General features: G+C 34.2%; 15 protein-coding genes, 8 tRNA genes, 2 rRNA genes and 1 other annotated feature. Of the genes, 23 read left to right on the top strand and 2 right to left on the bottom strand.

Features of this window, described 5'->3' with window-relative positions; genetic code table 11:
* The first annotated feature begins 94 nt into the window (after window positions 1-94).
* The 17 genes from C1715_RS05340 (at window position 95) to C1715_RS05415 (ending at window position 9,789) form a co-directional block, all read left to right on the top strand.
* Entirely contained in the window at window positions 95-436 is a 342-nt protein-coding gene (locus tag C1715_RS05340) for a YbaB/EbfC family nucleoid-associated protein (RefSeq protein ID WP_102399575.1), read from the top strand.
* A 314-nt stretch (window positions 437-750) separates the two neighbouring features.
* On the top strand, window positions 751-1,347 hold the full coding sequence (gene recR, locus C1715_RS05345) for a recombination mediator RecR (protein WP_102399603.1): 597 nt from the start codon (window positions 751-753) through the stop codon (window positions 1,345-1,347).
* 185 nt (window positions 1,348-1,532) lie between these two features.
* The gene (locus C1715_RS05350; protein WP_102399576.1) at window positions 1,533-1,805 is read left to right on the top strand and encodes a DUF2508 family protein; all 273 of its coding nucleotides are present in this window, start codon (window positions 1,533-1,535) and stop codon (window positions 1,803-1,805) included.
* Between the two features lie 217 nt (window positions 1,806-2,022).
* A complete protein-coding gene (locus tag C1715_RS05355; protein WP_102399577.1) occupies window positions 2,023-2,283 on the top strand; it encodes a pro-sigmaK processing inhibitor BofA family protein in 261 nt (86 codons plus the stop codon).
* Window positions 2,284-2,939: 656 nt separating this feature from the next.
* Window positions 2,940-4,328, top strand: a 16S ribosomal RNA gene (locus C1715_RS05360).
* A 398-nt stretch (window positions 4,329-4,726) separates the two neighbouring features.
* A complete protein-coding gene (locus tag C1715_RS20005; RefSeq protein WP_278320092.1) occupies window positions 4,727-4,849 on the top strand; it encodes a hypothetical protein in 123 nt (40 codons plus the stop codon).
* Window positions 4,850-4,928: 79 nt separating this feature from the next.
* Window positions 4,929-6,856: a sequence feature (23S ribosomal RNA rRNA prediction is too short), on the top strand.
* 94 nt (window positions 6,857-6,950) lie between these two features.
* A 5S ribosomal RNA gene (gene rrf / locus C1715_RS05365) occupies window positions 6,951-7,067 on the top strand.
* A 5-nt stretch (window positions 7,068-7,072) separates the two neighbouring features.
* Window positions 7,073-7,147 (top strand) — tRNA-Glu (locus C1715_RS05370).
* Between the two features lie 12 nt (window positions 7,148-7,159).
* Window positions 7,160-7,243, top strand: a tRNA-Leu gene (locus C1715_RS05375).
* 10 nt (window positions 7,244-7,253) lie between these two features.
* A tRNA-Gly gene (locus C1715_RS05380) sits at window positions 7,254-7,327 on the top strand.
* A gap of 15 nt (window positions 7,328-7,342) precedes the next feature.
* Window positions 7,343-7,419, top strand: a tRNA-Arg gene (locus tag C1715_RS05385).
* A gap of 5 nt (window positions 7,420-7,424) precedes the next feature.
* Window positions 7,425-7,499: transfer RNA gene (locus C1715_RS05390), tRNA-Gln, on the top strand.
* Window positions 7,500-7,551: 52 nt separating this feature from the next.
* Window positions 7,552-7,627, top strand: a tRNA-Gly gene (locus C1715_RS05395).
* 199 nt (window positions 7,628-7,826) lie between these two features.
* A tRNA-Glu gene (locus tag C1715_RS05400) sits at window positions 7,827-7,898 on the top strand.
* A gap of 27 nt (window positions 7,899-7,925) precedes the next feature.
* A tRNA-Gln gene (locus C1715_RS05405) sits at window positions 7,926-8,001 on the top strand.
* 379 nt (window positions 8,002-8,380) lie between these two features.
* A complete protein-coding gene (sfsA, locus tag C1715_RS05410) occupies window positions 8,381-9,076 on the top strand; it encodes a DNA/RNA nuclease SfsA (RefSeq protein ID WP_102399578.1) in 696 nt (231 codons plus the stop codon).
* Between the two features lie 173 nt (window positions 9,077-9,249).
* On the top strand, window positions 9,250-9,789 hold the full coding sequence (locus tag C1715_RS05415; protein ID WP_102399579.1) for an NAD(+) diphosphatase: 540 nt from the start codon (window positions 9,250-9,252) through the stop codon (window positions 9,787-9,789).
* A 989-nt stretch (window positions 9,790-10,778) separates the two neighbouring features.
* Here the strand turns inward: C1715_RS05415 and C1715_RS05420 are convergent.
* Window positions 10,779-11,120, bottom strand: coding sequence for a hypothetical protein (locus tag C1715_RS05420; RefSeq protein WP_102399580.1), 342 nt, complete (start codon window positions 11,118-11,120; stop codon window positions 10,779-10,781).
* A 3-nt stretch (window positions 11,121-11,123) separates the two neighbouring features.
* The gene (locus tag C1715_RS05425) at window positions 11,124-12,377 is read right to left on the bottom strand and encodes a DUF1576 domain-containing protein (RefSeq protein ID WP_102399581.1); all 1,254 of its coding nucleotides are present in this window, start codon (window positions 12,375-12,377) and stop codon (window positions 11,124-11,126) included.
* A gap of 254 nt (window positions 12,378-12,631) precedes the next feature.
* On the opposite strand from C1715_RS05425, the gene C1715_RS19310 reads away from it, so the two are divergent.
* From C1715_RS19310 to C1715_RS05450, 6 genes are all read left to right on the top strand, one after another.
* A complete protein-coding gene (locus tag C1715_RS19310) occupies window positions 12,632-12,805 on the top strand; it encodes a hypothetical protein (protein ID WP_035293358.1) in 174 nt (57 codons plus the stop codon).
* A gap of 78 nt (window positions 12,806-12,883) precedes the next feature.
* Window positions 12,884-14,383, top strand: a complete 1,500-nt coding sequence (locus C1715_RS05430) for a carboxypeptidase M32 (protein ID WP_102399582.1) — start codon at window positions 12,884-12,886, stop codon at window positions 14,381-14,383.
* Between the two features lie 641 nt (window positions 14,384-15,024).
* Window positions 15,025-15,240: a hypothetical protein gene (locus tag C1715_RS05435; protein ID WP_242971895.1), complete on the top strand. Its 216-nt coding sequence runs from the start codon at window positions 15,025-15,027 to the stop codon at window positions 15,238-15,240.
* A 1,012-nt stretch (window positions 15,241-16,252) separates the two neighbouring features.
* Window positions 16,253-16,450, top strand: a complete 198-nt coding sequence (locus C1715_RS05440) for a hypothetical protein (protein WP_051931816.1) — start codon at window positions 16,253-16,255, stop codon at window positions 16,448-16,450.
* Between the two features lie 219 nt (window positions 16,451-16,669).
* Window positions 16,670-18,163, top strand: a complete 1,494-nt coding sequence (locus C1715_RS05445) for an ISLre2 family transposase (RefSeq protein ID WP_242971896.1) — start codon at window positions 16,670-16,672, stop codon at window positions 18,161-18,163.
* Window positions 18,164-18,449: 286 nt separating this feature from the next.
* Entirely contained in the window at window positions 18,450-19,520 is a 1,071-nt protein-coding gene (locus tag C1715_RS05450) for a pyridoxal-phosphate-dependent aminotransferase family protein (protein WP_102399584.1), read from the top strand.
* Window positions 19,521-19,582: the final 62 nt, after the last annotated feature.

A 19,582-nucleotide genomic window follows, 5' to 3' on the forward strand; every position in this document is an offset into this window, starting at 1 on the left:
GTTAAATAATGTAATACCACCATGCTATTTGTTTTAATAGCATGAAAATATTGTACTATAAACTTGTACAGTATTTAGAAATCGGGTAATGATTATGGCAAGAGGCGGATTCCCAGGAATGGGTGGAGGAAATATGAATAATTTAATAAAACAAGCTCAAAAGATGCAGAAGCAAATGGAAGAAATGCAAAAAGACCTTGAGGAAAAGGAATTTAAGGTTACTGTAGGTGGTGGAGCAGTTACAGTAGTAGCTAATGGAAGAAAGCAGATAGTAGAAATGAAAATAAAACCAGAAGTAGTAGATCCTGATGATGTAGAAATGCTACAAGATTTAATTCTTTCAGCATGTAATGAGGCTTTAAGACAAGCGGAAGAATCTACAGCTAATGCTATGGGCAAAATAACTGGAGGAATGAACTTACCAGGAATGTTCTAAAGTTTATTACTAGTAAAGATATAAATATATCTAGAATAGATACAATACACATGAAAATTGCATAATGATAAAAATAATGAAGAAAGGAGACCGCTGGCTTACGGTATAGCATTAGAAGAGTGTTATTATGTACACTAATTATTGATATAATTTTATCCTTGGATAAATTAAATAATAAGTTTAAAGCTTATTATTCATTACTATAAGTCTATGGTTAGATAAATAATTTAGTGTATGAATAAAATCTATAGAATATGAACCTATAAAGAATGCACATAAATACAAACTATATAGATTTTATAAAGCTGAATGAAGTGGATTTTTATCCTATAGCAATAGAAAAACTAATAGAAGAATTTGCAAAGCTACCTGGAATAGGACATAAGACTGCTCAAAGACTTACATTGCATGTTTTAAATTTACCTAAGGAAGAAGTAGAGGGATTTGCTAGAGCTTTAGTAAAGGCAAGAGGAACTATAAAGTATTGCTCTGTTTGTGGAAATTTTACAGACACGGATCCTTGTGCTATATGTTCAAATCCTAGTAGAAATAAAACTATTATTTGTGCAGTTGAACAACCTAAAGACATAATGACCATGGAAAAGGTCAAAGAGTACAATGGCGTTTACCATGTACTTCACGGAACTATTTCACCTATGGCAGGTAGAGGACCAGATGATATAAGACTAAAAGAGCTTATACGAAGAATAAATGGAGATATAAAAGAGGTTATTGTAGCTACTAACCCTAATGTGGAAGGTGAAGCTACAGCTATGTATATATCGAAAATATTAAAACCTTTAGGGGTGAAAGTAACTAGAATAGCTCATGGAGTCCCTGTAGGGGGAGACTTAGAGTATGCTGATGAAGTTACTTTATCAAAAGCTCTAGAAGGAAGAAAAGAAATATAGTGAAGTAGAGTTATAAACTTCCCATTTAGTGTCTATAATTTAAATAGATACTAAATGGGAAGTTTTTTATTAATAGAGTTATGAAGAACATGTATTAATCAGCTATGTAATTAAGTATGGAATTGTAAAGTTGCATTAGAACTTTTTCATTTATAGTAAGTATTAAATTAAAAGGAAGTGCTTTTATGAATAAAAAGAAATTTGGAGAAGATATATTTAGTAGAATTAAATATACTAAGGAGCAAAGAGAAATACTAAAGGGTTTAGAATCTGCTATGCAGGAATTAAAAGATGCTAGAGAGTTTTTTCAGATAGCACACAATCCTGATTTGATTGATTATGCTATATATAGAGAAGCTGCGGCACAAGCTAAGTATATATATCTTTTAAATGAAGCTAAAAATAAAAATATAAAGGTAAATTCTTATTTATTAGTAGAGAATAATGAAGTGGTATAAAATTTTAGATCCCTTTATATAGCTAATAATAGACATGAAAATTATCTTCCTGATTTTATTATAATTTAGAATGACATTATGTATGGTTAATGATAGGATACAAAAGTTTATATGAAATAATTATAGTAATATATTAAGTACAAGATGTATAATAATTATTATAAGGTAAATATAAGTAGGAACGCTTTCTAATATAAATGTACAGGGGGGATAAGCTATGCAGTTAGAATACATAGGATATTTTTTAATAGGAATAGTACTGATGGTTATATTGGTAAAATTACTAGCATGGCCACTTAAAATTTTGTTAAAGTTAATAGTTAATGGTGTATTGGGAGCAGTGCTGCTAATTTTAGTAAATTTAGTGGGCGGGGCTTTCGGACTAAGTATAGGAGTAAATGCTATTACTGCATTGATAGCAGGTTTCTTTGGAGTTCCAGGAGTAATATTTTTAATTATATTTCAAAATCTACTATAATATGTGTTTATAATTTAAACGTTATTTTATGTTTATTAACACAAAAACTCAATCTCATACAAGGTTAACATAAAGATTGTATGGCATTATGTAAGTTTTTTATGGTTTTAGGGGCAAAAATATAGTAATTAAAAATAAAGGTTTACTGAAGTAATAATTAATCAATACTATAATTGGTAAGACAATATTCTCTTTCACAGAAGTGAGAGGGAATTTTATTTTTATGATATATTTACTAAGTGCAATGTTGTCATCTTATATAAAAATGAAAATAATATTATTTACAGATAGTAAGTTATAAAATCTAAAAGGAATAAAAACTTTTCCTAGTGTATCAATATGTATAAAACAAAGTAAAATAGAGTAGAATAGAGCAATTTAAAAATAATACAATCAAATGGAGGAAAAAAGAATGAAAACATACTAAAATACATGATATTATAAAACACGTCGTTGAAACACGACAAAGCAGTTCAGCACAAAATAAGCTTTTAAGTTAAATGTAAAGTTTAAAAATGTGTTGACAAGTATTAAAAAAAAATGATACAATATAAAAGTCGCTTGAGGCGACAGAGAAAAACTGGTCTTTGAAAATTAAACAGAGATGATGATGATAAATCATAAAGTCAGTGAATTTGAGTTTGAGATTGAACTTTTAAATTGAGAGTTTGATCCTGGCTCAGGACGAACGCTGGCGGCGTGCCTAACACATGCAAGTCGAGCGATGAAGTTCCCTTCGGGGAACGGATTAGCGGCGGACGGGTGAGTAACACGTGGGCAACCTGCCTCAAAGAGGGGAATAGCCTCCCGAAAGGGAGATTAATACCGCATAAAATTACGAAATCGCATGATTTTGTAATCAAAGGAGTAATCCGCTTTGAGATGGGCCCGCGGCGCATTAGCTAGTTGGTAAGGTAAAGGCTTACCAAGGCGACGATGCGTAGCCGACCTGAGAGGGTGATCGGCCACATTGGAACTGAGACACGGTCCAGACTCCTACGGGAGGCAGCAGTGGGGAATATTGCGCAATGGGGGAAACCCTGACGCAGCAACGCCGCGTGAGTGATGAAGGCCTTAGGGTTGTAAAGCTCTGTTATCTGGGACGATAATGACGGTACCAGAGGAGGAAGCCACGGCTAACTACGTGCCAGCAGCCGCGGTAATACGTAGGTGGCGAGCGTTGTCCGGATTTACTGGGCGTAAAGAGTGCGTAGGCGGATGTTTAAGTGAGATGTGAAATACCCGAGCTCAACTTGGGTGCTGCATTTCAAACTGGGCATCTAGAGTGCAGGAGAGGAAAGCGGAATTCCTAGTGTAGCGGTGAAATGCGTAGAGATTAGGAAGAACACCAGTGGCGAAGGCGGCTTTCTGGACTGTAACTGACGCTGAGGCACGAAAGCGTGGGGAGCAAACAGGATTAGATACCCTGGTAGTCCACGCCGTAAACGATGGGTACTAGGTGTCGGGGGTCCAACCTCGGTGCCGCAGTAAACACATTAAGTACCCCGCCTGGGGAGTACGGTCGCAAGATTAAAACTCAAAGGAATTGACGGGGGCCCGCACAAGCAGCGGAGCATGTGGTTTAATTCGAAGCAACGCGAAGAACCTTACCTAGACTTGACATCCCAAGAATACTGTGGAAACACGGTAGTGCCCTTCGGGGAACTTGGTGACAGGTGGTGCATGGTTGTCGTCAGCTCGTGTCGTGAGATGTTGGGTTAAGTCCCGCAACGAGCGCAACCCCTATTGTTAGTTGCTACCATTAAGTTGAGCACTCTAGCAAGACTGCCTGGGTTAACCAGGAGGAAGGTGGGGATGACGTCAAATCATCATGCCCCTTATGTCTAGGGCTACACACGTGCTACAATGGTCGGTACAACGAGACGCAAGACCGTGAGGTGGAGCAAATCTCAAAAACCGATCTCAGTTCGGATTGTAGGCTGCAACTCGCCTACATGAAGCTGGAGTTGCTAGTAATCGCGAATCAGAATGTCGCGGTGAATACGTTCCCGGGCCTTGTACACNTATGTGTGACGGCGTGCTTTTTGTAGAACGAGCCAGCGAGTTATGGTATGTAGCAAGGTTAAGCACTTAAGGTGCGGAGCCGCAGGGAAACCGAGTCTGAATAGGGCGATTAGTTGCATGCTGTAGACCCGAAACCGGGTGACCTATCCATGACCAGGTTGAAGCGGAAGTAAAATTCCGTGGAGGACCGAACCACGTTGGTGTTGAAAAACCATGGGATGAGCTGTGGATAGCGGAGAAATTCCAATCGAACTCGGAGATAGCTGGTTCTCCCCGAAATAGCTTTAGGGCTAGCGTCAGGTAATTGAGTAATGGAGGTAGAGCACTGANCTCTCAAATGAAGTTAAACACTAAGGTGTTTAACTAAGCGACTGTACCAAATCGTAGATTTGGAACATCTGCTTATGTTCTTTGAAAATTGCACAGTGAAGAAAGTAGAAATTATTACAATTGTGATGATTTCACTGGAGAATCAATTATAGAAACAAACTTATTAGATAATCTAATAAGTGCTAATTTGCAGCAAAATCAAAGATTTTAAGATGAGTTAAGGAAACTCAATCAGCAGAGCTGATGAGTGTTAATTTGTTACAAAATCAGAGATTTTGACAAATTATACAGGTCAAGCTACAAAGGGCGCATGGCGGATGCCTTGGCACTAGGAGCCGACGAAGGACGTGATAAGCTGCGATAAGCTGTGGGTAGGCGCAAATAGCCTGTGAACCACAGATTTCCGAATGGGGCAACCTGCTCAGCTACGCTGAGTACTGTATGCTGAATTCATAGGTATACAGAGGCAAACCCGGGGAACTGAAACATCTAAGTACCCGGAGGAAGAGAAAGAAAAATCGATTTCCTAAGTAGCGGCGAGCGAACGGGAAAGAGCCCAAACCTAAGTCTTCGGATTTAGGGGTTGCGGATAGATCATAACGTCTTAGATTTTCTAATCGAAGAGAGCTGGAACGCTCCACCACAGAAGGTAATAGTCCTGTAGGTAAAAGAAATATAAGATAGATCTACTCCAGAGTACCACGAGACACGTGAAACCTTGTGGGAAGCTGGGAGGACCACCTCCCAAGGCTAAATACTACCTAGTGACCGATAGTGAAGAAGTACCGTGAGGGAAAGGTGAAAAGAACCCCGGGAGGGGAGTGAAATAGAACCTGAAACCGTGTGCCTACAAACTGTCGAAGCACTTTACATGTGTGACGGCGTGCTTTTTGTAGAACGAGCCAGCGAGTTATGGTATGTAGCAAGGTTAAGCACTTAAGGTGCGGAGCCGCAGGGAAACCGAGTCTGAATAGGGCGATTAGTTGCATGCTGTAGACCCGAAACCGGGTGACCTATCCATGGCCAGGTTGAAGCGGAAGTAAAATTCCGTGGAGGACCGAACCACGTTGGTGTTGAAAAACCATGGGATGAGCTGTGGATAGCGGAGAAATTCCAATCGAACTCGGAGATAGCTGGTTCTCCCCGAAATAGCTTTAGGGCTAGCGTCAGGTAATTGAGTAATGGAGGTAGAGCACTGAATAGGCTAGGGGGCATATCGCTTACCGAACCTTATCAAACTCCGAATGCCATTTACTTTTATCCTGGCAGTCAGACTACGAATGATAAGATCCGTGGTCAAGAGGGAAACAGCCCAGACCATCAGCTAAGGTCCCAAAGTGTAAGTTAAGTGGTAAAGGATGTGGGATTTCTAAGACAACTAGGATGTTGGCTTAGAAGCAGCCACTCATTTAAAGAGTGCGTAATAGCTCACTAGTCAAGAGATCCTGCGCCGAAGATGTCCGGGGCTCAAACTTACCACCGAAGCTATGGATATACTATGTATATGGTAGGGGAGCTTTCTGTACGGGTTGAAGTCGTACCGTAAGGAGCGGTGGACTGTACAGAAGTGAGAATGCTGGCATAAGTAGCGAGAAATGAGTGAGAATCTCATTGGCCGAAAATCTAAGGTTTCCTGAGGAAGGCTCGTCCGCTCAGGGTTAGTCGGGACCTAAGCCGAGGCCGAAAGGCGTAGGTGATGGACAATCGGTTGATATTCCGATACCACCATGATCCGTTTGAGAAATGGGGTGACGCAGTAGGATAGGATGTGCGCACTGATGGATGTGCGTCTAAGCACTTAGGATGATTGAACAGGCAAATCCGTTCAATCTTAAGTCTGAGGTGTGATGGGGAGTGAAATTTTAGTAGCGAAGTATCCAATTCCACACTGCCAAGAAAAGCCTCTATCGAGGAAAATGGTGCCCGTACCGCAAACCGACACAGGTAGATGAGGAGAGAATCCTAAGGCCAGCGGAAGAATTGTTGTCAAGGAACTCGGCAAATTAACCCCGTAACTTCGGGAGAAGGGGTGCCTACGAGAGTAGGCCGCAGTGAATAGGCCCAAGCAACTGTTTAGCAAAAACACAGGTCTCTGCTAAAGCGAAAGCTGATGTATAGGGGNACTCTAGTATTTACATACTAGAAACTTAGTAACTAGTTAATCTAGTCCACTAGAAACCTAGCTGCGCAGCAGCTACTTACTAGCAAACTAGACGCTAGCCAACTAGCAAACTAATAAGTGGCAGTGATAGAAATTTAGAGCAGGCAAAACTAGCCCTCTAGTCATCTAGCACACTACCCAACTAAAAGTATCTGGTGATTATGGCTTGAAGGTAACACCCCTTTCCATTCCGAACAGGACGGTTAAGCTTCAAAGCGCCGATGGTACTGCAGGGGAAGCCCTGTGGGAGAGTAGGTCGTCGCCAGGTTATTTGGCTCCTTGGTCAAGCGGTTAAGACACCACCCTTTCACGGTGGTAACAGGGGTTCGATTCCCCTAGGAGTCACCATTTTAATATTGTGCAGGTGTGGCGGAATTGGCAGACGCACTAGACTTAGGATCTAGCGCCTACGGCGTGGGGGTTCGACTCCCTTCACCTGCACCAATTATATTAAGCGGGTGTTGCTCAATGGTAGAGCGCCAGCCTTCCAAGCTGGACACGAGGGTTCGATTCCCTTCACCCGCTCCATTTATTATTTTTTATGCGTCTTTAGCTCAGCTGGATAGAGCAACGGCCTTCTAAGCCGTGTGCCAGGGGTTCGACTCCCTTAAGACGCACCATTTATTGGGATGTCGCCAAGTGGTAAGGCACTAGACTTTGACTCTAGCATTCGTAGGTTCGAATCCTGCCACCCCAGCCAATAATAAGAGTTTCTTGTATGAAACTCTTATTAAATTTTAATACTTTTTTCTGCGGAAGTGGCTCAGTTGGTAGAGCGCCACCTTGCCAAGGTGGATGTCGCGGGTTCGAGTCCCGTCTTCCGCTCCACATAGATTAGCCTGACATTGATGTCAGGTTTTTTTATTATATATAAATTTATAGTAATTTTAGATTCATCTAACGTAATATTTATCGTTTTATAAAAAATTTGAATAGAATATATATGTACTATTATATTTTTCTATAAATTGAAGTGTTGACTATTACTTTATACTATAGTATAATTTGTAAATGTCGGATGAAATATGGCTCCTTGGTCAAGTGGTCAAGACTCCACCCTCTCACGGTGGCATCAGGGGTTCGAATCCCCTAGGAGTCATTTTAACTTTTTTTGAAATAATAATATTGGGGTGTCGCCAAGCGGTAAGGCACGGGACTCTGACTCCCGCATTCCGCAGGTTCGAATCCTGCCACCTCAGCCAAAAAACTCTTGTTTTTAAAACAAGAGTTTTTTTGTTATATAGAGTTTATTTCATATGAAGATGTTCTAATAATTATCTTCTATGAAATAAAATTATAAAATGTGTAATGCTAAATATTTTTTAATCTTGGAATAAAGTAACGTAGGCTTGTTAAGTAAAACTATTTTTTAAGTTAAGAGTTAATTCATAAAGTTAGTTTTATAGAAGTGTTAGTCTATATCTGATACAATTAGACATATAAGAAATAATATAAAATTATTATTTTATGTGAATAAAATATATAAGTTTGATGTATTTTAAACAGAGAATATACAATACTGTGGATAAGTTTTAAATTTACAAAAATGTTGTTAATAAAATATATAAGGAATGAGTAAAAATGAAAACAGATAAGAGAATTATAAAAACAAAATTTATAAAAAGACCTAATAGGTTTCAAGCATATGTCTATATAGATGGCCAAGAACAAATGGTACACGTACCTAACACAGGAAGGTGTAAAGAGATACTTGTACCAGGTAGTACTGTATTACTTAGGGAGGAGAACAATCCTACAAGAAAGACAAAGTATGATTTAATAGCAGGATATAAAGGAGATAAGCTTATAAATATAGATTCGCAGATTCCTAATAAGGTAGTAGAGGAAGCTTTAAAAGAAAAAAGAATAAAACCTTTAGCAGGGTATACAAATATTCAAAGAGAGAAGTTTTTTAAAAATAGTCGATTTGATTTTAAATTAACTAATAATAATGGACATGAATATTACTTAGAAGTAAAAGGAGTGACTTTAGAAAAGGAAGGGCTCACAAAGTTTCCAGATGCGCCTACAGAAAGAGGAAGAAAACATTTGCTAGAGCTTGTAGAAGCTAAGAGTAAAGGTTATGGAGCTGGTGTACTTTTTTTAATACAAATGAAGGATGTTAAAAAATTTATGCCCAATGAAGAGATGGATGAGAAATTTTCAGAAGCGTTAAGATTAGCGTATTCTAATGGAGTAGATATATATGCCTATGATTGTGAAGTAGGCGAGGATTTTATAACTTTAAGAAAATCTATACCTGTTGAGTTGCAATAGTTTTAAAATAGTATAGTTATGTAATATACAAGGAGGTTTTAAAGTTTAATATAAATGTTATTAAGCTTAAATTATTATAGGTATAACTGTTGTAATAACATTAGAGAGAATATAATTATTTATTAAATTAAACATAAGTAATCTATGGATTAAATAAAGAGGGGGAGAAAAGATTGAAGTTTAAATATTGTCCTTTGTGTGGGAGGGAACTTGAAGAAAAATATAGTTGGGATGAGGGTGGAGTTCCTTATTGTTCTTACGATAATATAATGTATTTCGACACACCTAAGCCTTGTGTGGTAGTAGCTGTTATTAAAGACAATCAAATTCTTTTGCTTAAACAAAGCTATATATTTAAAAATTCTAAGGTTCTAGTGTCAGGATACGTAACAAATGGTGAAACGGTGGAGGAAACGGTGCACAGGGAGGTAAAAGAAGAGACAGGCATAAAAGTAGGAAATATAAAATATTTAGGTAGTAATTATTTAAAGGCTAAGGAAATAATCATGCTTACATATATGGCAGAGTATGTAGATGGAGAAATAAATAAATCTTCAGAAGTTGAGTGGGTAGATTGGAGCAATTTAGAGGATGCTCTATGTGAAATGTCAGAAGATGAAATAGGAAAAGAAGTAGTTAGAAAAGTATTAAGAGAGATCAAATATCCAGGGGATAGGGCTTATCGCTGTGACAGCGGAAGTTGCAAACTATAAGAATATTGTGAAGTAATACTTTGAAGAAAAATCTAATTTTAATTCCGTAATAAATGTGTAATTTGGGACTGTTCACAATACGCCAAGAACTTCTAAATGTCTCACAGTTAAAGCCCCTAAAGCTTTCAAACTCACTCGTTCCTCGTTCAAACATGAAAGCTTCTTAACGGGTCTTTAACTGTGAGACATAAGAAGTTCTAAGGCTAGTTCAATAGTCCCAAATTCCACATTTATTACTACATTAAAATCAGATTTTTAGTTTAATATGTATGTGGTTTGAGAGGAGAAGCCTACTAAAGGATGATTTTCCTCCTCTTCGCTATGGAAAATCTTTAATTTATAAAAAAACGCTCATAATATTTTTTTAGGCGTAGCCTTTCGTTTAATCTACAATATTATTTTTATTAGTTGTGAGATAGAATTATTAACTTTGATTATATACTAATGAATAATTGATTATGAAAATACATTAATATGTAAGAGTTAATATATTTTGCCGTGAGGCATTGGTTTGTATAAATCTTAATCATTTCTATGTATTTAGGTTGGCTATCGCCAATAAAAGATTTTTAAAGCGCTAAAAGAAAAAGCTATAACTATTCCATTTAATGAAATAGTTATAGCTTTTTTGCTATCCCATTTATTTAATTAAAGATTTTCCGTAACATAGTGGAGGAAAATCCTCCTTCAGTAGGCTGTCTCGCCCATAAGTAATGTACGTATGAACCGAAAAATCTGTCTTTAAGGTAACAATAAATATATTTTTTTAGACTATTGAGCTAGCCTTAGAAATTCTTTGTTTTCAAATATCAATACCCGTTAAGAAGCTTTCATGTTTGAGCGCCGTTAGAAGCGAGTTTGAAAGCTTTAGGGTATTGATATTTGAAGACATTAGAATTTCTTGGCGTATTGCGAGCAGTCTTAAAAAATATATTTATTGTGGACTTAAAGACAGATTTTTCTTATGGCACTTGCTTCACAATATATTCTTAATGTTCTCTTACTACTTTAATCTCTAAAATACTGTCATTATAAGTTATTGAAGTTTCATCTGTCATCATTCCTACAAGAGTTAGTTCTGAATCCGTGTCATCGTCACCTGTTAAATTCCAATAGTATTCTTCTATTTCATGGCATCTAGGTGCATTGAGTAGTTTTTTTGATATTTCTAGTGTAGTTTCGCTTAAATTTTCTATTTTTGATTTTATATATATTAAAGTTCTATCTTCTTTTGTTTTAACGTCTATTGACATGTCTTTACCGCCATTATTGTAACAAAAATTCATAAGTTCGCTAACTATTTTTATATTTCGTTGATTGTTGTGTTTCATTTTCTATTTATCATCCTTTCTAAAAGAGGTTATAAGTGGTATTAAAAATATAGCCACAATACCTCCAGCAAAACCATTATTATAAAGATTTAATCCACCGTGAAGAAAGCCTGTGTTGGCTACTATACATACATGTATAAAACCAGCAATAATTCCATATAGCCAGCCAAAGTGACCAGCGATAGGTGCTAAAGTTGTACTAAATAGTGCAGAAAGAACCATTTGAGGTGAATTTATTTTCCAGATATTTAGTAGGGAACAAAAGGTTGTTCCTAGTATTATAGGTATGATGTTTTTAGGATGTTTACCAAACCCACTAAAGCCAGCAACGGTGAATATTCCACCGATGGTAGGACCATTAAGGTCACCTCCTATTATTAGTATATATAGTGTGGATAATATTCCTAATATTCCCATGTTTACAAAGACGGTACCATCACCATAAATTATATAAAAGTCAGATATAAGTCTTCCAGATTGTTTACATAACTCTTTAAACTTTTTAAATGAATTTTTGTCTAACAAATATCCAATAAGTATCATGGATGTAAAGAGTATAATTAGTAATATTGCAAAAAGAAAGTTATTACCTGTAGACCATATTAGTCTTGTTTTAAAATCTATTCCAAAAGCTCTAAGTATAGACATTAGTACAGTCCCTAAGAGCCCAGCAGCAAAGCCTGTATTATAAAGATTATATCCCTGATGCAGTTTTAAGCAATAGGATGTTATTGAAGGTAAAATGAATCCAACAATAACCCCAAAGCAAATTCCTATAATTAAGGCTCCAATTTGAGAAAAATTAGATGAATATTTAAATTGAGTTACTGTAGGAGAAAGAGTAGTTGCAAATAATGCAATAAGTACATAATTTAAAAATGGTTCCTTTTGATATTTTGAATACAGCCATACTCCTAAAAAAATAGGCCATACATTTAAAATGTTTTTTCCGAAAAAGGCAAAGCCCGTTATAGTAGATAGGGCAGCTATAGTTGAGCCATTAGGTTTGATTCCTACATATACAAGAATTCCTATACACATAAGTGAAAGTAGAGCCGAATTTACAAAAGTAGCACCTATGCCACCAATTGCAATATAGTCTGTTACAAGTATGTCTGATTCTAGAATAATTGACTTTAATCCATTAAATATATTATAGGGAGTGTCTATTATAAAAGCAAATAACATAAAAGCAATATAATAAGCTATTAATATATAATAGGTCTTAAAAATTTTCTTTTTAACTACATTTTTCATAGGAATCCCCCAATCATATAATAAAGTAATTTTATTATACAATAAATTACTTTAACAGAGTAATAGTTTTAAAGTATTTAAGGAATTTTCTAGTCTTTAAGTGAAAAAATATAAAAACTATTATATAATTAAAGGTGTTATATATAGTAATATCTCAAAATGATTACATTAATACAAAATAAAAAAGAATCTTTATAAACATTATATTTATAAGAGTTCTTATAAAAATATATTAGAACAAGAGAGGAATTAAAATGAAGGTTATACCTAAAAATTGTGAAAGTTGCCCAGAATATATAAAAGGCGAGTGTGATACTTTAACAGATAAGTGCATGTGTAAAAGATGTCCTAGAAATTTACCAGAGTGCTTAATAACTAGATATTGCAGAGAGACAGAATCTGTATTATCTTATGGAAGGAACAACTAAATAATTATAAGCAAATAAATGATTTTTTCTCATTTATATATAGAGAAAGACAAATATAAATTAGGGGGTTATAATTATATGGAATTTGAAACAAAGCTTGGAGAATTTAAAGATTATTTAACAAAAATTGAATATTTAGGTTGTGCAACTAGTGTACTATATTGGGATATGAGAGTTTATGCACCTAAGAAGGGAGTTACATACAGAAGTGAGGTTTTAGGGTATTTATCCGGAGAACTTTATAAGCTCACTACCAGTAATGAAATGAAAGCATTTTTAGACTATTTTTCTAAATTTGATGATTTAGATACTGTAACTAAAGCCATGGTAGAAGATGCGAAAAAACAATATGATCAGACTAAAAAAATACCGGAGGATAAATATAAAGAGTATACAATACTTACTTCTAATGCAGAGTCAGCATGGCAAGAGGCAAAGGAGAAAAATGATTTTTCTATATTTCAGCCTTATTTAGAAAAAATAGTGGAATTTAAAAAAGAATTTATAGAATATTGGGGATATAAAGATAATAAATACGATACTTTGTTAGATTTCTTCGAGCCAGGAATAACAGTTGAGAAGTTAGATGAAGTATTTAAAGAATTAAGAGATGCCATAATAGCATTACTGAACAAAATAAATAACAGCAGTGTTAAAGTAGATAAGAATATTTTAACTAAAGAAATAGACATTGCAAGACAGGATAAATTTTCAAAAGAAGTTTTAGAAAAACTAGAATATGATTTTGAAGCAGGAAGAGTAGATGAAACAGAGCATCCATTTACCATTGAATTTGGTAACAAGGATGTTAGAATAACAACGCATTACTTTAAAAATAATTTTATAAGCGGACTTTTAAGTAACATACATGAAGGTGGTCATGCTATATATGAACAAGACGTACCTGACAGTCTAAGAGCAACAGGATTAGCCTCAGGAGCATCTATGGGTATACATGAGTCCCAGTCAAGATTTTATGAAAATATTTTAGCCAGAGGAAAAGAATTTTGGAAATACTTCTATCCTATACTTCAAGAAAGATTCCCAGAATATAAAGAAGTTCCTTTTGTAGAGTTTTTTAAGGCTATAAATTTAGTAGAACCATCACTTATAAGAACAGAAGCAGATGAACTTACTTATAGTATTCATGTAATAATAAGATATGAAATAGAGAAAATGCTTATAAATGGAAAAATCCAAGTTAAGGACTTGCCAAGAGTTTGGAATGAAAAATATAAGGAATATTTAGGAGTAGAACCTTCTACTGACTCTGAAGGAGTTCTTCAGGATGTACACTGGGCGGGAGGAGATTTTGGATATTTCCCAAGTTATGCTTTAGGAAATTTATATGGAGCTCAATTCTTAAATAAGATGAGAGATGATATTAAGGATCTAGATGAGCAAATAGAAAAAGGAAACTTTGGTGTAATTCATAGTTGGCTAAAGGAAAATGTTCATAAGCATGGAGCTGTATACAAGCCTTCAGAATTGATTAAAATGGTTACAGGTGAAGAATTAAAAGCTAAGTATTTCATAGAATATTTAAATAAAAAATACGCTGAAGTATATGATATCTAATATTTATTTTTAGGTTTTTTCTATATTAAATTAAATTGAGTAATAAGAGCTATTATTAAATTTTTTATAAATTTAGTAATAGCTCTTATACTTTATAATTTTTTTATAGAAATCATTATATTTTCAGATGCTATTTAGTGTATAAACGAACTGAGGTTTTCATAAAATCTTATTAAACGATTAACCCACAATAAGGTACAATGTGGTGGAATTATGAAATTTCTCCTCCATGACTTGCATAAAAGCTCGGAACAATAAATTTAATTTAAGAAATTCTAATCTTTTATCCATATAAAATTATCTAACGCTCACATTCAGCGTCTTGTCTCAGGTTCGCTAGCCTGGCGTCCTTTTAAGGCTTACGATAATTTTATCTGTCTAAAAGAAGAATTTCTAAAATTAAATTTAAACAGTTCTTTCGCTTCTTATGCAAGTCATTCCAGAGAAATTTCATAATTCAAGTAATATAATGCTTTTTGTGGGTTAATCATTAAACGTAATAAATATATTTTGAATTAAATATAGAAAAAATACAAATAATAAGTGTAAATATAGATGGAAGTGGTGCAAAATTTTAAGATTTTAATGCTAAAAGAAAAGGAATGTTTTAAAATTTTGTATACTTAGTGGTCTAATATTCAATGAAAGTAGAAGAAAGGGGATTTGTGTTTATGGTTTCTAATGAATTAAAGATGCGCATAGGGCAAAATTGTCCAGGATATGTTTCAAGAAACACAGGTTTTATGTCTAGTTCTAGTGAATTAGCAGAGAGTTGCAATAATTGTGCTAATTTTGTAAGAGGAAGATGCATTAAAGACTTATTTGATAAGATTAGAGAAGAAATAAGACAAAATTAAATTTGTTAATAAAACTTGAAATATTAATTTATATATAATAAATAGAAAGGAGCAACTAATAGTTGTATAAAATATAAACATATAGACACAATCATAGTTAAATGTATATATTTTATTAAAAGCTCCCTACATTCGTAAAGAGTGTAGAGTGGTGTTTAAAAAAGCATCCAAAACTCCTTTAAGTGCTGGAAGTCCCTAAAGCTACATTAACCACAACGTAGGAATGAAATAAGTCTAAGCGTGAAGGTTACGAAAGTAGAAAAAATAATGTAGATAGTGCAAGGTTAAATCCTAAACACGGTGACAATGGGTAATCAGCAACCAAGTTCCGAAAAGGAAAAGGCTCAACGACTAGAGAGTAATCTCGTACCTTCAAGTGAGGGGAAATGGGGAGGATCCTAAATAATTAGGATTGTGATATAGTCTGTGCTTATATGAAAGTATAAGAAGTTCATAAACAGAGCTCTTAGCTTCAGATGGAGTTTTTACTCCAACTGAAGGTTAGAGATCGTTATCCAGGGACGTAGCTGCCGTTATCTCCCACTTTGTTAGAAGTGGGAGTGTTACGGCAGGTAGTCATCGGATAAAAGAACTGCATAGGAGTAACGACCTTATGTGAACATTCTAAAAATATTACAAATGTGCATTAGATAATTTATTAAAACAACCGTATTTTAAAATTTTATAATATAGCTAATAAAAGATTTCAAAGGGGGCATACTATAATATAAAAAATATTTAATCACAAATGTATGTATCCTATGAAAATAGAGCATGCATTTTATCAAAAATGAGGGTTAAATATTCTTTCATTGTAAAATTTTAAAATACGGTTGTAGGATAGTAAATAATTTTAAATTGAAAAATTTAAATGATTTTACGAACTGGTGCATCCAAGGCTTTAAGCCACCATAAGGTGTGATAAGTGCGAATTATCTAATATGAGTACATTTGTACTTGTTTTTAGAACCAGTAGGGTTAAGTTTTACAAGTTTCTTAACCAGATGTATATATGACTGAAATGTCTAATATGTTCGAACTTATGAGTGTGGGAAGTAACTGTCCTGAATTTTCTCCAACGGAGGGTGGATTAGTTTCCAGTGTTGGAAGTAGTATGAGCAAAAGCTGCGCGAAGTGTAAACACTTTAAAAATTATAAGTGTGATATCGATGTTTATGATAAAGTAGTCGCAGGGTTAGATCAGGCATAGAATTTAAAAAAATTAATGGTAATTTATGCATAATAAAGAAGGTGTAAAATCACCTTCTTTATTATATTTACATGCATTACTTTGAGCTTTTCTTAGAGTATAATTTTAGTAGGCGAAGGTAGTAGTAATTACTGTTTAAAAAAATAAAGGAGATACAAAAAGTATCTCCCATGTACATAATATATCCATTATAATGTAAGTTGAAGAGACTATACAGAAATGGGTGATATTATGTACATTATAAGTTTAAATGATAAAGCAATAACTTTCAATGATTTAGAGAAAAAAATATATAAATATGCATGTGAGGAAGCATGTAGGTTCATGAAAAAGGTGCTAACGCACCTAGACCGAAGGTTGTTGGATGAAAGAGATACTAAGGTTTATAGAAATAAAGGTTTTAAACATACCTGCTTAAAAACTATCATGGGAAATATAGAGTTTGATAGACGTATATATGAGTATAAAACTGATGATGGTAAAATAGCTTATAAATTTTTATTAGATGAATATTTGCAAATGGATACAATAGGACATATTTCAACTACATTAGTAGAAAAGATGGTAGATAATGTGACTAATGTTTCTTATAGGAACACTGCAAAAAATATTAAAGAGCTAACTAACCAAGAAATCAGCCATACGGCAGTATGGAATGTAGTACAAAAACTAGGTTCTAAAATAGAGGAAAAAGAAGAAAGAAAAATATTATTAAACAAAATAGGAAAGTTAAATGGTAAGAAAGAAGTTGAAGTTTTGTTTCAAGAAATGGATGGAATCTGGTTGAGCATCCAAGGAAAAGACAGACCTAAAGGAAAAAAGTCTAAAAAGAAAGAACTGAAGCTTGGAGTAAGCTATGAAGGCTGGAAGAAGAGAAATGGTAGTAAAGATGCTTATGTAGTTGAAAATAAAATAGCTTGGGCTAGTTTTGATAGTAGTAAAAAATTTAAAGAGCTTAGTGATGCTAGTATTGCTGAAATTTATAATATAGATGAAATAGATACAAGAATTTTAAATGGAGATGGAGCATCATGGATAAAACAAAGTTTAGGAGAAGAAGGTGTGTATTTTCAACTAGATCCATTTCATAGAAGTCAGGCTATAATAAGAGCCATACAAGATAAAAAAGAAGCTCATAAATTAATAAAAATGTTAAATGAAGGAAAAGTAGAAGAAAGCTTTGAGTATATAACAAATCTAATGATTAAGTATAGTGACGATGAAAATAAATTTAAGAAATTAGAAAAGCTATACATGTATTTTTTTGATAACAAGATAGGATTAAAGCCATATAAGCTAAGGAAAGAAATTAAAATGCCGAAGGCGCCGGAAGGATTAGAATACAGAAATTTAGGCACAATGGAGCATAATATCTGTGATGTATTAGCTCAAAGAATGAAAGGAAGAAAAATGAGTTGGTCAATTAGAGGTGCTAATAATTTAGCTAAAATACTAGCTGAAAAGGCAAGTAGAAGAATATACAATGTAGTAAATGAAATGTGTTCTAGTGTTATTTCAGATGATGAGCTAGAAAAAATAACAGAAATGATTACATTAACAGCAGCTGATGTAAATAAGAAAGTTGGTAAAGGCAAAGTATACCCAATACACCAAGGGAAGATGCCATTTACAGGCTGCGCCAATACAAATGGTCGCAAGGCAATAAGAGCCTTAGTTGAAAATAAAGGGTTTAATGACTTAGGATTTATTTAATAAAAGTATAAAATTATGTAGGTGAAGTGCGCCCTTTCGGGCTGGGGCGTAGCCCCTTATATAGGCTAGAAATATTAAATTTAAAAAAGTGTAAAAGTAAATTCAAAAACTATATTATAATGGATAAAATTTTAGAAAATAAAATTGCCCACTAGAACTTGACACAAACTGAGCTTTTTCAAATGTTGAGAAAATTTAAACAAAGTGATAAAATTTAGATGTGGGATTATATTCAATTTTAAGAAATGAATAAAAACTGGCATTTGTCAGAATGTGGGGGTTGTATATGAATAAGAAAAGATTTATGACTGGCTCAGCACAAGTTAAGGAAGAAGTATTGCAGAAAATGGCTATGCCTTTGGTAGGACATGGCAGTGAAAATGCCTGTGAGCTTCAAGAAAGGGTAGTTTATAAGTTAAAAAGAATATTTAATACGGACGAGGCTATATTATTGTCTTCATTTTCAGGTAGCGGACTTATGGAAGGTGCTGTACGTTCTTGTACTAGAAAGAGGGCAGCTATTTTTTCTATAGGTAATTTTGGAAACAGATGGTACGAAATAGCAACAGCTAACAATATACCAGTTGATTTATATGAAATAGAGTGGGGAGGAGCTATTAATGCAGAATTTGTAGATGAAGTTTTATCCACTGGAAAATATGATTTAATGGCTATAACTCACAATGAGACTTCTACAGGGATTGTTAATCCTATAGAGGAAATGGAAGGTATAATAAAGAAGTATCCAGAAATAGTGTGGTGTGTGGATGCAGTAAGTTCTTTTGGTGGTACTAAGATAGAAGTAGATAAGTTAGGTATAGATATTTGTATAACATCTACTGAAAAAGCATTAGCGCTACCTGCGGGTATGTCCATGTGTTCATTTTCCAGAAAAGCTATAGAAAGAGCAAATAAAATAACTCATAGAGGATATTATTTGGATTTACTTAATATATATGAGCACGCTATAAGAAATAAGTGCCAATATCCTTTTACCCCAGCAATATCTTATATGTATGGACTAGATTATCAATTAGATAATATAATAAAAGAAGGTTTAGATCACAGATATAAGCGACACGAGGAAATGTCTAAAGTGGTTAAAAGCTGGGCAGAAAAGAATTTTGAGATATTTGGAGATAAGAATCATTTATCTAAAACTATAACAGTTATTAAAAATACTAGAAATGTAAATATAGAAGGGTTAAACAAGAAATTAAAAGAAAGAGGATTCGCTATATCCAATGGTTATGGCAAGTTGAAAGAAAAGACTTTTGGAATAGGACACATGGGAGATGCCACGGTTCAGGAAGTTCAAGAGCTGTTATCAAATATAGACGATATTATAAGAATTTAGAAAAATAAGTAATTATATTTTAGCTAGAGAATATAAAAATATAGGATTATCCAATCCTATAT

Origin of the sequence: Haloimpatiens massiliensis (genome assembly GCF_900184255.1) — a bacterium.
Lineage (GTDB): Bacteria > Bacillota > Clostridia > Clostridiales > Clostridiaceae > Haloimpatiens > Haloimpatiens massiliensis.